Source organism: Clostridioides sp. ES-S-0190-01 (genome assembly GCF_020658275.1).
Lineage (GTDB): Bacteria > Bacillota > Clostridia > Peptostreptococcales > Peptostreptococcaceae > Clostridioides.
This window is the reverse complement of sequence record NZ_JACVWA010000039.1, coordinates 369,980-385,589: the sequence shown is the minus strand read 5'-3', so window position 1 is coordinate 385,589 and position 15,610 is coordinate 369,980. Positions and strand designations below refer to the sequence as shown.

Genomic DNA, 15,610 nt, shown 5'->3' with positions numbered 1-15,610 from the left:
TATGTATAATGTATTATCAATTGTCTCTTATTCAGGAGTAGGTAAAACTACGTTGATTGAAGGTATAGTAAGAGAATTAAGTAAAGAAGGGTATAATGTTGGAGTTATCAAACACACATGCCATGATTTTGAGATAGATGAGGAAGGGAAAGATACTTATAAACATAGAAAATCAGGTGCGAGGAAAGTTTGTATAATATCAAATAAGAGGTTAGCATATATTGAAGAGTTAAAAGATAAAAATCCACTATATAAAATGATTAAGTTTTATGAAGACATGGACTTGATTATTATAGAAGGATATAAAAATTATAGATTTAAAAGATTAGAGGTAACTAGAAAGGATAAGTATAAGGATATTTTATCAAATAAATCTGATTTGATAGGTATTATAAGTGACATAGAATATGATTTAAATATTAAGCAGTTTAGTTTGAATGACTATAAAAATGTATCAAAGTACATAGAATATTGTATAAAAAATAATACTTTAAAATTAAATGATAGTGAAATAAAAAACATATTAAAAGAATAATTTTAAGATATTATTTTGATATAAAATGGTATAATTATTTATATATAAACAAAGATATGAGAAATTTATTTAATTATAAAAATCGTATTTTGAATTATAAAATATTATAGAAATCGTAGGAGGATAATATGAAAAAAATATTAGTAGCATGTGGAGCAGGAATTGCAACATCAACAGTAGTTTGCGACAAAGTAGAAAGATTGGTTAAAGAAAATAACATACAAGCAGAAGTTATACAATGTAAAATTGCTGAATGTGCAACAAAACAAGAAGGTGCTGATTTGATAGTATCTACTACTATATTACCAACAACTTATGATATACCTGCAATAAAAGCAACAGCATACATAACAGGTATAAATACTGCTGCATTAGATAAGAAAATATTGGATGCTTTAAAATAAGTTTTTGAGTTTACAGTTATAAAAAATATTTAGTACTAAATATAGAGTTGTATCTTGTAAAATTTTATTTACATAGATATGGCTCTTTTTAGGTGTATTTTAAATATATGATTATATAAAATAAGTATTCAATTTTATGAAACATATTCTTTTGAATTGCAATTTTATAAAAGATTTAAAATTAGTGTTATGTTATACTAATTTAAGGGTATTTTTTAGACGTATTGGTAAAGGAGGATTTAAAACTTATGATAAAACAATTTGTCAAATATTATAAACCATATAAGAAAATCTTTACATTAGACCTTATAGCTGCGTTCTTATTTTCTTTATGCGATTTAGTTTATCCTATGATAACTAGAAATATAATGGATGACATTGTTCCAAATAAAAATTTAAGAATGCTAGTAGTTTTTGCAGTTGTACTTATACTTATATTTATAGCAAAAGCAGGGCTTAATTATTTTATGCAATATTGGGGACATGTCATTGGTGTAGATATGCAAGCTGATATGAGAAATGAGGTATTTACACACTTACAGAGGCTTCCAAATACTTATTTTGATAATAATAAATCTGGTGTAACTATGTCTAGAATAGTAAATGATTTAATGGATATAACAGAACTTGCACATCATGGTCCTGAAGATTTATTCATTTCTATAGTAATGCTAGTTGGTTCATTCTTTATACTTATAGATATAAATATTCCTCTTACTCTTATAATTTTTGCTATATTGCCATTTATAATTTGGTTTGCTATAACAAAAAAAGATAAGATGAATATAGCCTTTATGAAAAGTAGAGTTACTATAGGTGATGTAAATGCAACTTTAGAAAATAGCATAGCTGGAATGAAAGTAACTAAGTCTTTTTGTACTGAAAAAGAAGAATTAAATAAGTTTGTAAGAAGTAATAAATTATTTAGGAGAGCACGACAAGATTCTTATAAAGTAATGGCAGAATATTATTCTGGTATGAATTTATATATGGATATTTTGGAATGGGTAGTTGTTATAGCTGGTGGATACTTTACTTATCTTGGGAAAATTACTTTAGGTGATTTTGCTGCATATATATTATATGTAAAGATGTTTATACAACCTATGAAGAAATTGATAAACTTTACAGAACAATATCAAAATGGTATGACAGGTTTTAAAAGATTCATAGAGATAATGGAACAGGACCATCAAAAAGAAGCTAAAAACCCTGTTGAACTTGAACATGTAAAAGGTAACATCGAGATAGAAAATATATCTTTTACATATGAAGATGATACCCAAGTATTAGATAATCTAAGTTTATCTATAGAAGCTGGTAAAACTATAGCTTTAGTAGGTCCTTCTGGTGGAGGAAAGACTACATTGTGTAATTTATTGCCAAGATTTTATGAGTTTGATAAAGGTGATATAAAAATTGATGGAAAAAGTATCAGGGATGTAAGTTTAAAATCTTTGAGAAAAAATATAGGTATAGTTCAACAAGATGTATTTTTATTTACAGGAACTATAAGAGATAATATTCTTTGTGGAAATCCTAGTGCTACAGATGAAGAGATGATTGAGGCTGCAAAAAAAGCTAGAATACACGATTTCGTAGAAACTTTGCCAGATGGATATGATACTTATATAGGAGAAAGAGGAGTAAAATTATCTGGGGGACAAAAACAAAGAATTTCAATCTCAAGAATCTTTTTAAAGAATCCTCCAATAATAATATTGGATGAAGCTACTTCCGCTTTAGATAATGTAACAGAAAGAGAAATTCAAGAGTCCTTAGAAGAGTTAAGTAAAGATAGAACAAATTTAGTTGTTGCACATAGGTTGACTACTATAAAAAATGCTGATGAAATCATAGTACTGACAGATAAAGGAATTGAAGAAAGAGGTACTCATGAAGAGTTAGTAAATAAAAATGGAGTATATAGTAGATTACACAATAACTAACATATACATTAAATTTATAAACATAGAATATATTAAGATTCATAAAGCAAATTCATTTTATATTAATGAGATGTTTTATGAAAAATGTATTCTATGTTTTATTTTTTGCAAATTATATTTAATTCTATTTATAAAAGTAGTGTTAAATAGCCAATTTACAGGATAACGTTTTTACAAAAAGAATAATTTAGAAAACTAACTTTAATTTATAGAATTTATAGAATTTTATGAAAAAAATCGAATTTTGACTTGAAATGTTTTTCAAAAGTAGTAAAATAATGGATAACTATACATACATTGTATACAAATATATTTATTTATGAGGGGGGATTTTGTATGGAGGCAATAACAGCTTTTTGTCTAGTTTTAGTATCACTGACGATAGGAGATGTAGTTTCAGCAAAAACTAAAGCTTTTGTTCCATCAGTTTTTGTATCAGCAATTATATTTATAGTAGGATTTTGGACTTTTTTCCCAGAAAATATCGTGGATTTAGCAGCTTTGGGGACACCATTAGCACAATTAGGCATGCTTTTATTAATAACTCATATGGGAACTATGATGAGTATTAAAGAGCTAGCAGGTCAATGGAAAACAATTGTAATAGCGTTAGCAGGAATAGTAGGAATATGTGTAGGAGCTTTGGCATTAGGAACTCTAGTGTTTGGATGGGATACAGCTGTAATCGCTACACCTCCTCTTACAGGAGGATTAGTTGCATCTATAATGATGGCAGATGCGGCTACAGCAAAAGGTCTTGCGAGTTTGGCAGTTTTAGCGATTTTAATGTATGTGGCACAAGGATTTGCAGGTTATCCTATCACAGCATTGATGCTTAAAAAAGAAGGAAAAAGACTTTTATCAGATTTTAGAAGTGGAAAAGTAACTGTAACTAAAGTTGAAGAAGAAACTGAAAAAGTACCTGAACAAAAGAGTAAGTTTAAGATAATTCCAGATTTACCTGAAAAGTACGACACAACATATATGATAATACTTAGATTAGGACTTGTAGCATGGTTAGCAGTACAATTTACAAATCTTACAAATGAAGTTGTATCAAGATATGTTATCTGTTTAATATTTGGTGTAATAGCATCAGAACTTGGAATAGTTGACAGAAAGCCACTTAATAAATCTGGTTCATTTGGATGGTTAATGACATCATTGATGGCTTTTATATTTGCAGGATTAGCAAAAGCTACACCAGCAATGCTTGCTGAAATGGCTGTTCCTCTTGTAGGAATTATAATATTTGGTGTAATAGGTATGGGAATATTCTCTATTATAGTAGGTAAATTTTTGGGTGAAAGTAAGGAAATGGCGTTTTCAGTTTCACTTACAGCACTTTATGGTTTCCCACCAAATTATATATTAACTGAAGAAGCAGTAAAGGCTCTAGCTGAAACTCCAGAAGAAAAAGAATTTCTGATGGATAAAATGCTTCCAAAGATGCTTGTTGGTGGATTTACTACAGTAACAATAGCTTCTGTAGTAATAGCAGGTATTTTTGTAAATCTTATATAAACTTTAATTAATAAATAAGGCATTTAAAAAATAAGAAGAATATGTTACACTTGGAGGTCTGGAATGAATATTAAAGAAATAACAAATGGATATAAAGATTATGTAATCAAACTTAGAAGGGAATTTCATGAAAATCCTGAAAAAAGTATGGAAGAATTTAGAACATCAAAGAGAATTAAAGAAGAGCTTGATAAAATAGGAGTACCATATGTATCATCTGGAGGGACAGGTGTAGTCGCAACTATAAAAGGAAATAATCCAGGAAAAACTGTAGCACTTAGAGGAGATATGGATGCACTTCAAGTTGTTGAGTGTACAGAAGTAGAATACAAATCAAAAAATGAGGGGCTTATGCATGCTTGTGCACATGATGGTCACACATCAATGCTTTTAGGAGCAGCTAAGGTTTTGAATGATATTAAAAATGATATTAATGGAACTGTGAAATTATTTTTTCAACCAGGAGAAGAAGTAGGTAAAGGTGCAAGAGCTATGATTAAAGATGGTGCTATGGAAGGTGTAGATGGTGTATTTGGAATTCATCTTTGGAGTGATGTAGAGTGTGGGACTGTGTCAGTTGAAGAAGGTCCAAGAATGGCTTCTGCTGATTTCTTCAAAATTACTGTAAAAGGTAAGGGTGGTCATGGTTCACTTCCTCATCAAGGTGTTGATGCGGTACTTGCAAGTTCTGCATTAGTTATGAACTTACAATCCATGGTTAGTAGAGAAGTCAGTCCTTTAGAGCCGCTAGTTGTAAGTGTTGGAATTTTAAATTCTGGAACAAGATTTAATGTAATAGCAAGTGAAGCTGTTCTAGAAGGTACAATAAGATTATTTAATCCAGAACTTAGAAAACAGATTCCTACGATTTTAGAACGTATAGCAAAATCTACAGCAGAAGCATATAGAGCAGAGGCTGAGTTAGAGTATGGATATTTAACACCAGCTGTTATAAATGACAGGGAATGTTCAAAGATAGCTACAGAAGCAGTAATTAAGCTATTTGGAAAAGAAAGTATAGCACTATTTGAAAAAGTAACAGGAGCAGAGGATTTTGCTGAGTTTATGAATATTGCACCTGGTGCATTGGCATTTGTAGGGGCTAGAAATGAAGCTAAAGGAGCTTGTTATCCTCATCATCATGGGTGTTTTAATATAGATGAGGATGCTTTAGAGATTGGAACTGCCTTATATGTTCAATATGCAGTAGACTTTTTAAATAAATAAATTTAATATACTATAAAGAAAAAGCAGAGATTAAGTTTATACTCTGCTTTTTTATTGTCTATAATTACTATAAATATTGACTATAAAAAAAAGATATGATACTATAAAAGAAAATGATAATCAATATCAATTAATAAGAAGGTGATTTAATTGAGTAATATAATGTTTGCGTTTTTAATAACTTTGTTTGCAGGTTTGTCTACTGGAATAGGAAGTTGTATAGCGTTTTTTGCTAAAAAGACCAATACTAAATTTCTTTCTGTAAGTTTAGGATTTTCTGCTGGTGTTATGATTTATGTATCTATGATAGAAATATTTCCTAAGGCACAAGAAGCTCTAACAAAGTCTATGGGAGAAAAATTAGGAAGCTGGTCAACTGTAATAGCTTTTTTTGCAGGAATGGCTATCATTGCAATTATTGATAAGTTAATTCCTCAAGAAGAAAATCCTCATGAGATAAAGAAAATGGAAAATTTGGATGAAAAAAATATACAAAAAAATAAATCTCTCTTAAGAACTGGGATATTTACAGCAATGGCTATAGCAATTCATAATTTTCCAGAAGGGTTAGCTACATTTATATCGGCGCTTGATGATGCTACAATAGCGATACCAATAGCTATAGCAATAGCTATACACAATATACCAGAAGGAATATCTGTATCTGTACCAGTGTATTACGCTACAGGAGATAAAAAGAAAGCTTTCTATTATTCTTTTTTATCTGGAATGTCAGAACCTTTAGGGGCAATTATTGGGTATGTACTTCTTAGAAATTTTCTAAATGACACTACACTTGGAATTGTGTTTGCTCTTGTGGGAGGTATTATGGTATTTATATCACTTGATGAACTATTACCATCAGCTAGAGAATATGGTGAGCATCATCTATCAATTTACGGATTAATTGCAGGAATGGTTGTTATGGCTATTAGTTTATTGCTATTTAAATAGATTTTTAGATATCCAATTGTAACCTAAAATTAATATCAAAATGATATAATTATTAAGACAGATTATCATATGTCAAAAATATCATTTTGGAGGTGAATTTTATGGAAAAGAAAATGAAGTTTAAATTTGATTGGTATAGTTCACCTGATAGGATAGAAGAATGGTTAGAAGATATGGAAGAACAAGGATATAATTTATATAAGATAAGTAAATTTGGAGGAATATTTTATTTTTATAAAGGAACTCCAAGAAAAATAAAATATGCCATTGATTATTATTATGATGCTGAGGAAGATTATTTTAATAAACATAAGTATAGAGGGTGGAATCTTATATTTAGAAGCATTGGTAGTTTTATAGGTACATCTTCATGGTATGTATGGAGTAAAATATATGAAGATGTACCTCCTAAATTATATAGTGATTTGGATAAAAAAGACAAAGTAAAATCAATTTTATTCATGAATGTATTTTTATTTACTATTTTAGTAGTTATTTTTATATATTTATTGTTCACTGAAATAAGAAATTTATTTAATGGTTATGGAGTAGATATTTGTACTATCGCATTGCAAATTATGTTATTAATTTTGTATTTGGTACAATTATATAGAAGAATAATGTATTACTTAAGGATTAAAAAATTAACTAAATAAAGATGGAGAGTGTCTCAAAATGACTTTGAGACACTTTTTTTATCAATAAATGTTATTCTTTATATATATTCGTATCAGTTATAACCTTTTAGATTTTATTTAAATCTTGAGTATTGATAAGAATAATTTAAAAATGTTATTCTAAGGTATCGGATATTTAAAATCACATTTAAATATATCAATTAAAAAATTTCAATAGTGTGTAATAAGAAAGTGTATAAGGCGTTGTAATTAGAAAATAAAAATATATTTAAATATAATCAAATATAGTATAATACAATCACAGAAAAGTGTGATTGTATGAGTAAACACTATAAACATTTATACAAGGGTTTCAACTTCTAATTAAAAAGATGATTTAAAAATCAGGTTGAATTTCTCAGACAATAATGCTAGTGCTAAAGGAATGATAATAGATGATTAGTTGTCGCATATATGGATTAAGAAAATACAAGAAAAAGATTAGAGATAATGAGGAAGTTGAAAAGAAGTTAAAAAGAGAACTGATAAAACTTTCAAGGAAATATGAAAGTTTAAAAATAAGAAATAAAATAGAAGAAGGGAGAGCTACTAGTCAAAATATTCAAAAACAAGTAGTCAAAGTACAAAAACTTCATCAAAGATTAGCTAATATAAGAACTGATTATATAAATAAAACTATAAGCGAGATAGCGAAAAACAAGCCATCTTATATAGTAATTGAAGATTTAGCAGTTTCTAACTTGATGAAAAATAAGCATTTATCAAAAGCTATTGTGAGTCAAAAACTCTATGGATTTAGAACCAAACTAACATCTAAATGTAAGGATAATTGCATAGAACTTAGAGTTGCAGATAGATTTTATCCATAATCAAAGACTTGTAGTAAGTGTGGAGAGATTAAAAGAAACTTAAAACTCAAAGATAGAGTTTACAAATGTGAATTATCTATAGATAGGGATTTAAATGCAAGTATTAATCTTAAAAATACTAAAAAATATAAGCTAGCTTAAAATCAAATTGATTCGCACACACGTGGTTCAAGAGTGCTTATATATGCACGGAGGGCTAACTTCGGAATTTAAGCCTTTGGAGAACTATACAAAATCGTAGTCGCTTAGGTAAGGCGAGGTTCAGTGAAAAAGGAAAAATCTCTATATGGATATATTTGACCATATTTTGAGTAGCAGGAACTTATGATTAGGATAGCAATTTGTGAAGATGAAAAAGAAACACAATGTTTAATAGAAGAATATCTTTATAATATATTAAAAATTATTAATGTAGAGTATGAAATACAAAAATATAGTTCTGGAGAAGATTTACTCAAAGTGAGTTTAAAAGATATAGATATACTTCTTCTTGATATACTAATGGAGCAAATGAATGGAATGGATACTGCAAGAAAGATTAGAGAAGTAGATAATAAAATGGAGATAATATTTATAACCTCTTTAATAGATTATGTGCAAGAAGGATATGAAGTAAGAGCTTATAGATATTTGTTAAAACCCATAGAATTAGAAGAATTAAAAAAACATATATTAACTTGTATTAAAGATATTGAAACAAATAAAAGTAATTACATTGTAATAAAGAACAAGTCTAATACATACAAGATTTATTTAAATGAAATAAAATATATAGAAATTCAAAAAAAAGATATGTTAATACACACAATAAATAAGGGTTTTGGAGTAAAGTATAGTCTAGGAAAAATAGAAAAAGATTTAAAACTAGATAAATTTGTAAGATGTCATAAAAGCTTTATAGTTAATCTAAGTTATGTAGAAAATATAAAGCCCAATATTGCTATTTTAGAAAGTGGAGAAGAAGTACCTATTAGTAGATATAGATATAAAGAGGTTAAGGAAAAATTTTTGAAATTTCTTGGTGATACAATATGTTAAATTTTATGTCTGATTTATTATTAATTGTATCTATATGTGTACGATTTATTATTCTGAAAAGGATATTAATTTATAAAGAAGATAATAAAAAAGACAAACAAATAGTATTTTATACTTTATTGGGATTAATTTATATTATAGTTAAAATAACTAGATTATTTAATATAGAAGAAAATTATATTAATAATATGTACTATTTGATTGATGTTGTAGTATTTATTGTATGGGCGATATATTATAATTATTTTTACAACATAGGATATATTAAATTTATAATTTTCTTTTTCCTATTTAATATTTATTATGATTGTTTTAAAGATGTTGTAGATAGAATTTTATTTTTTGTAGTTACAGGTAATTTTGTTTCATCTAAAGAGTGGCTTTTGGCATCTGATTCTGATAATATAAAGGTTTACATATACAGTAATCTACTTATTATATTTGTATATATGATACTTAGTTTTCTGTATAATCGATTTAAATTGCTTAGCCAAGATAAAAGGAATTATGTATATTTGTTATTTGCTCTAATGGCTAACACCATGAATATAATTGGAGTCTATATATCAAGAATATTAGAACGGTTTAGATGGTTACATTCAGAACCATATTATTTTGAGAATTTTGTAAATCCAAAGATAATAGGAGCTAGCACCATTGTTCTTATATTATTGTTTAGGCAAATAATAAAAGATAATAAATTAAAATCTCAGAATGAATTAATAAAAAATAAGTTAGATATGCAATATACTCATTATTTAAGTATTCAAGAATCTCATATGAGGGTTAAGAAGCTTTATCATGACATAAACAATCATATTTGCTGTATAGATAATCTTAAAAATGATGGCAAAGAAATTAATGAATATATAAATAATTTAAAAGATGAAATTAGAGAGTTCAAATCTATTTATAATACAGGAAACATGATATTAGACATTATAATCAATGAGAAGAGTGAAATATCTGCCAAAAAGGGAATTAAATTTATTTGTGACATAAACTTTTCAAAAGTTGATTTTATAAAACCCATAGATGTGTCAAGCATATTTGCCAATATTTTAGATAATGCAATAGAAGCATGTGAGAAAATATCAGATGAAAATATTGATAGATATATTAGAATTAAAGGAACTATAACAAAATCATTTTTTGTACTTAAATGTGAGAATAGTAAAGCAAATAATGTTATTTCTAATAAAAATATACTGTTAACAGATAAGATGGATAAATTTGTACATGGAATAGGAATTCAAAGTATTAAATCGTCTTTACAAGAGTATAATGGAGAATTATTATTTGAAAATCAGAAAGACAAATTTATACTAAATATATGCATACCATTGAATCAAGATGCTGACAGTTGGGTCGATTAAGTTACTAGTTGGGGCATCTATATTGATACTTAAAAATAAGGATGTTATCTTTTTAATAATAAAAGATAACATCCTTATTTTTAAGCATAAAGAAATTTATAATTTTACTAATCTTAATTATAAGAATTAGTTACAAAGAAAGGTGATATATATTGAAAAACTAACCATAAAAATAATAAAAATACAAGATATTGTAATACAGGATGTAATTAATAAAAACTTGAAAAGTAGAAATACAATGGAGGAAAATATATATGAAGGCGAAAAAATATATTTTAGCTATGATAGTAATTTTAAGTATAAGTTCAAGCTTAATGGTAGGATGCACAACAACTGTATCCAATGAAGATTTAAATAACTCAGAGCAAGCTAGTGAAAATTCATCAAACAACTCAATTGAAGCTAAAAAAAATGACTCTATTAAATTATTTGAGGATTACTCAAAAAAAGCTAGTACTGTAGAAGGATTGGAAGAAGTTAAAAAAGATTTATCTCAAAAATTTTCAAAGGCTATAACGGATAGTGGTTATAAGGTAGTTAATTCAAATTCAGATGGAAGTTTTGTAGTTTCTATAAATGGATTTGAAAAGCCACCTGAAAAAGATATTAGAAGTTTATTTTACTCTATGTCTGAAGATAACAAAAAAGGAAAATCAGTAGTAGATATTCTCTGTGCTAAAGAATATCCTGATAATAAAAAGTTAGCTGAAAGTGATAAATATATTAAATTTATGTACAACATATTTAAGTCATTAACTAATACTGATTTAACTGAGAAAGATTTTTCAGATAAAGTTATAAAAATATTTAATGAAGGTGTAGGCTCTGTAGAACTTCCCTATATGAATGATATACATGTTGAAGTTAACAAAGTTAAAAAATCTACTAAAGTACTAAAATTGAGTTTAGAATATGAATTTGATATTTCAAGTCATTAATGTAATAAATAAATTATGACAGGTTAGAAATAAATTATAAAATAAAATTCATATTTATCTTTAGTAATGTTTTTTATTCAAAAATATATTATTTGTGGTTGCCATTTTATGTTAAAGGACAGTATAATATAATTAAAGTATGTTATAACATACAAAAGTTAATATATATTATCCAAAGGGGGATTTTAAATGAGTCAAACTGATAGAATAGAAGCATTTAGACAAGAATACGTTAATTCTAAACCTATGATATGTTGTGAAAGGGCTAGAATTTTTACAGAATCACATAAAAAGACTGAGGGAGAAGCCATATGTATAAGAAGAGCGAAAGCCTTTTTAGATGCATGCAAAGAACTTCCTATAAAAATATTTGAGAATGAATTAATTGTAGGTACAGCTGGTAAATTTAGAAGAACAGGTATATTAACACCAGAATTTTCTTGGCAATGGGTAGATAAGGAAATGGATACTTTTGATGAAAGAACTCAAGACCCATATGTCATATCAAAAGAGCAAATAGAATTTATAAGAAAAGAGATATTTCCATATTGGAAGGGTAAATCTTTGGAAGAAGTTTTTTTAGCAAGAATTCCAGAAGATACAGCTAAGATATTGGTAGATACAGGAATAATAGATAATGATTCTAAGTGGAGACAGGCAGTAGGGGAAGTAACTCCAGATTATCAAGATATACTATTTGTAAAAGGATATAAGGGGATAAAGAAAGAAGCAGATAAGAAGATAAAAGAATTAGATATATCAATTTCAGAAAATATTGAAAAAATAGATTTCTATAAGTCTATTTCTATTGTTGCAGATGGTATCATGACATTGGCAAATAGATATTCAAAACTTGCAAAAGAAATGAGTGAATCAGAGAAAGATTCAAAAAGAAAGTTAGAACTTATAAAAATATCAGAAGTATGTGAGAATGTACCAGCAAATCCTCCAACCAGTTTTTATGAAGCGATACAATTTGTATGGTTTGTGCAATTAGGTGGTGTTTTATCTGAAAATCCATTAGCATTGAACTTAGGTAGATTTGACCAATATATGTATCCATATTATGAAAAAGATACTAAAAAAGGAAATATAACTAAATCAGAGGCTCAAGAGTTGATAGAGGCTCTATGGATTAAGCTATCAGAGTGGGTATGGACAATATCAGCAAATACAGCAAATTATTTTGCAGGATACAACCAATTTCAAAACCTTACTGTTGGTGGCAAAAAGAGAAATGGAACTGATGGAACGAATGATATTTCATATATGTGTTTAAAGGCAACAGAAAGTGTAAAAACTCATCAACCAGGTTTAAGTGTTAGAATAAGTCAGGGAGCACCAGATGATTTTGTTATGGCAGTTGCGAAATTAGTAAAACAAGGTACTGGTTTTCCTGCTATACACAGTGATAGTGCAGGGGCACAAATGTTACTTCAAGATGGATATGATGCAGAAGATGCAAGAGATTGGAGCAATTGTGGTTGTGTAGTTCCTCACTTTAGAAAGACAGGTCAATGGACTTCAGCAGTAAATATTAATTTTGCAGCAGCACTAGAATATGCTATGAATGAAGGGAAGAGTAGATTAACTGGAGAAAAAATGGGGTTAGATGTAAAAAATATCAATGAATTTGCATCTTTTGAAGAAGTTAAAGGAGAGTTTTTAAAGCAACTAGCATATCTTATCAAGAATTCTGTTATAGGAACTACTGTTGCTCAACAAATTCATAAAGAAATAGTACCAAGACCATTTTTATCTACTTGTGTAGATGGTTGTTTGGATAAAGGTATTGATTTAAGTAAAGGTGGGGCAAAATACAATATAGGACCTGTTTTAACAGGCATAGGTCTAGGTGTAGTTTCAAACTCATTGGCAGCTATAAAAAAATTAGTATTTGAAGATAAGGTGACTACATTAGAAGCGTTAACAAAAGCATTAAATAATGACTGGGAAGGCTATGAAGAATTAAGAAAACTTGCCTTAGATGTTCCTAAATATGGAAATGACAATGATTATGTAGATTCATTGGCTATTGAAGTTTCTGATTTTTATTACAGTGAAACTAGAAAATATAAGGATATTTTTGGTTCTAAATTTAATAGTGCATTTATGGGTATATCAAACTATGTTCCAACTGGAAAAATAGTAGGTGCAACTCCATGTGGAAGAAAAGCTACAAAACCTTTGACAGAAGGAGTTTCTCCATTTGTTGGAACTGATACAACAAGTCCATTGGCAGCTATGAAATCTGCATCAAAAATAAATCATGATGTTCACACTGGAGGAACACTTCTAAATTTGAGATTTAATCAAGATTTGGTTGAAACAGAAAGAGGGCTTAGAAATCTAACTTCTATGGTAAAATCATATTTTGCACTAGGTGGATTCCACGTACAATTTAATACAATATCAAATGATGTCTTATTAAAAGCTCAAGAAAATCCAGAAGAATATAAAGATTTATTAGTGAGAGTTGCTGGATATAGTACTCAATTTGTTAATTTATCAAGAGAGATGCAAGATGCTATAATAGCCAGAAACTCACACAGTAAATTTTAATTATGAGGTAGATTATGAGTAAAAAAGGTAAAGTTGTAAAGGTACAACATTTTTCAGTAAATGATGGTGATGGAATAAGGACTACTATATTTTTAGAAGGATGCAAATTAAAATGTAAGTGGTGTTCTAATCCAGATTCATGGAGCAATATAGTAAAACTAGGAGTCATGAAGGATAAGTGTATATCTTGTAATAGGTGTACAGATGTTTGTCCTCAAAATATAAGTTCATTATTTGACAGAAGTCAAATAAATGATAAGTGTGATTTGTGTGGAAAATGTGTTAAAACATGTCTTAATGATGCTATCTGTATAATGACTGAAGAAATAACTGTTGAAGAGATTGTAAAGGAAGTTGAAAAAGATTTTATATTTTTCTTTGAGTCTAACGGAGGAGTAACTTTTTCTGGAGGAGAACCCACACTTCAAATTGAATTTTTAAGAGAATTAGTTGATGCTTTTTATAATAAAGGTATAAACATAGCAATTGAGACTTGTGGATATTTTGAGTGGGATAAAGTGAAGGATGTCTTTGAAAAAATAGACCATATATTTGTAGATATAAAATCTATGGATGATAATGTTCACAGAGCATATACAGGAGTAAGTAACGAGATAATATTAGAAAATATATGTAGACTTTCAAAATTAAACAAATCTATGGTTATAAGAGTACCAATTATTTCTGGAGTGAATGATAGTGAAGAAAATATAAGAAACACTGCATTATTTGTAAAGCAAAATGTTTTAGGTGGAAAGATGGAATTACTTCCATATCATAAATTTGGACTTGATAAATATAAAGCATTAGGGCTTGAAGATTATATGTATGAATTTGATGAAATTTGCAATAGCCATATGTTAAAATTAAAAGAGATAGTAGAGCTTACAGGAGTAAAAATCATAGAATACAAATAGGCTATCAGGAGGATTTTAACATGGATAATAAATTTCCTAATGTAGGAGAAAACTTAAGGTTATTAAGACAAGATATGGGTATAAGTTTAGATAAAGCTTCAAAGATGACAGGAGTTAGTAAAGCAATGCTGGGGCAGATTGAAAGAGGTGAATCTAGCCCCACTGTATCTACCTTATGGAAAATTTCATCTGGATTCAAAATAAACTTTACGACACTGTTAAATGAAAATACAAACACTTATGAGGTTATAAAAAAAGAGGATGTAGAACCTATTATTGAACAACAAGGCAATATGAAGTTGTATCCTATATATCCTTTTAGCCCTCAAAGGAGGTTTGAACTTTTTATAATTGAGCTTGAAGCAAATTGTACTCATGTTTCATCTACACATAGTCATGTTCTGGAAGAGTATGTACTTGTAATAGAAGGTAAACTTGAACTTAATGTAGATGGAAAAACTTATATTTTAGAGTCTGGACATTCAATTAGATTTGATGGAACACTAGAACATTTATATAAAAATTTAAATAACGGAAGAACTGTATTTCATAATATAGAAGTTTATAGATAATTTTATAGTTATCTATTTTGGGAATAAATATTTATTACCAAAATGGATAACTTATTTTTATAATGTCGAAAAGATTTGTATGCATGTACTAACATTATTGTTTTAAA

General features: G+C 28.0%; 14 protein-coding genes and 1 pseudogene. All 15 read left to right on the top strand.

The window, feature by feature from the left end; genetic code table 11:
- Position 1: 1 nt before the first annotated feature.
- The 15 genes and pseudogenes from mobB (at position 2) to IC214_RS15690 (ending at position 15,503) form a co-directional block, all read left to right on the top strand.
- A complete protein-coding gene (mobB, locus tag IC214_RS15755) occupies positions 2 to 535 on the top strand; it encodes a molybdopterin-guanine dinucleotide biosynthesis protein B (RefSeq protein ID WP_227434041.1) in 534 nt (177 codons plus the stop codon).
- Between the two features lie 128 nt (positions 536 to 663).
- On the top strand, positions 664 to 939 hold the full coding sequence (locus IC214_RS15750) for a PTS sugar transporter subunit IIB (RefSeq protein ID WP_227434042.1): 276 nt from the start codon (positions 664 to 666) through the stop codon (positions 937 to 939).
- Between the two features lie 248 nt (positions 940 to 1,187).
- Positions 1,188 to 2,888, top strand: coding sequence for an ABC transporter ATP-binding protein (locus tag IC214_RS15745; protein WP_227434043.1), 1,701 nt, complete (start codon positions 1,188 to 1,190; stop codon positions 2,886 to 2,888).
- Between the two features lie 336 nt (positions 2,889 to 3,224).
- Positions 3,225 to 4,412 (top strand): hypothetical protein, encoded by a 1,188-nt coding sequence (locus IC214_RS15740; RefSeq protein WP_227834681.1) that lies wholly within the window; start codon positions 3,225 to 3,227, stop codon positions 4,410 to 4,412.
- 63 nt (positions 4,413 to 4,475) lie between these two features.
- Positions 4,476 to 5,639 carry a M20 family metallopeptidase gene (locus IC214_RS15735; RefSeq protein WP_227834680.1) on the top strand — a complete coding sequence of 388 codons (1,164 nt, stop codon included), beginning with the start codon at positions 4,476 to 4,478 and terminating at the stop codon, positions 5,637 to 5,639.
- A gap of 162 nt (positions 5,640 to 5,801) precedes the next feature.
- On the top strand, positions 5,802 to 6,593 hold the full coding sequence (gene zupT, locus IC214_RS15730; protein WP_413926670.1) for a zinc transporter ZupT: 792 nt from the start codon (positions 5,802 to 5,804) through the stop codon (positions 6,591 to 6,593).
- Between the two features lie 101 nt (positions 6,594 to 6,694).
- The gene (locus IC214_RS15725) at positions 6,695 to 7,249 is read left to right on the top strand and encodes a DUF2812 domain-containing protein (protein WP_227482173.1); all 555 of its coding nucleotides are present in this window, start codon (positions 6,695 to 6,697) and stop codon (positions 7,247 to 7,249) included.
- A 416-nt stretch (positions 7,250 to 7,665) separates the two neighbouring features.
- Positions 7,666 to 8,100 (top strand): transposase, encoded by a 435-nt coding sequence (locus IC214_RS15720; RefSeq protein ID WP_413926668.1) that lies wholly within the window; start codon positions 7,666 to 7,668, stop codon positions 8,098 to 8,100.
- 12 nt (positions 8,101 to 8,112) lie between these two features.
- A pseudogene (locus IC214_RS21205) lies at positions 8,113 to 8,241 on the top strand (zinc ribbon domain-containing protein); the annotation flags it as partial.
- A gap of 183 nt (positions 8,242 to 8,424) precedes the next feature.
- Positions 8,425 to 9,138, top strand: a complete 714-nt coding sequence (locus IC214_RS15715; protein ID WP_227434048.1) for a LytR/AlgR family response regulator transcription factor — start codon at positions 8,425 to 8,427, stop codon at positions 9,136 to 9,138.
- Positions 9,132 to 10,514, top strand: coding sequence for a sensor histidine kinase (locus IC214_RS15710; RefSeq protein ID WP_227866802.1), 1,383 nt, complete (start codon positions 9,132 to 9,134; stop codon positions 10,512 to 10,514). Before IC214_RS15715 ends, IC214_RS15710 begins: the two co-directional genes overlap by 7 nt.
- 254 nt (positions 10,515 to 10,768) lie before the next feature.
- Positions 10,769 to 11,452, top strand: a complete 684-nt coding sequence (locus IC214_RS15705; protein WP_227866801.1) for a hypothetical protein — start codon at positions 10,769 to 10,771, stop codon at positions 11,450 to 11,452.
- A gap of 189 nt (positions 11,453 to 11,641) precedes the next feature.
- A complete protein-coding gene (locus IC214_RS15700) occupies positions 11,642 to 14,014 on the top strand; it encodes a formate C-acetyltransferase/glycerol dehydratase family glycyl radical enzyme (protein WP_227866800.1) in 2,373 nt (790 codons plus the stop codon).
- Between the two features lie 14 nt (positions 14,015 to 14,028).
- Complete coding sequence (locus tag IC214_RS15695; protein ID WP_227866799.1) at positions 14,029 to 14,931, top strand: glycyl-radical enzyme activating protein; 903 nt, start codon at positions 14,029 to 14,031, stop codon at positions 14,929 to 14,931.
- Positions 14,932 to 14,951: 20 nt separating this feature from the next.
- Positions 14,952 to 15,503 (top strand): helix-turn-helix domain-containing protein, encoded by a 552-nt coding sequence (locus tag IC214_RS15690; RefSeq protein WP_227434053.1) that lies wholly within the window; start codon positions 14,952 to 14,954, stop codon positions 15,501 to 15,503.
- Positions 15,504 to 15,610 lie beyond the last annotated feature (107 nt).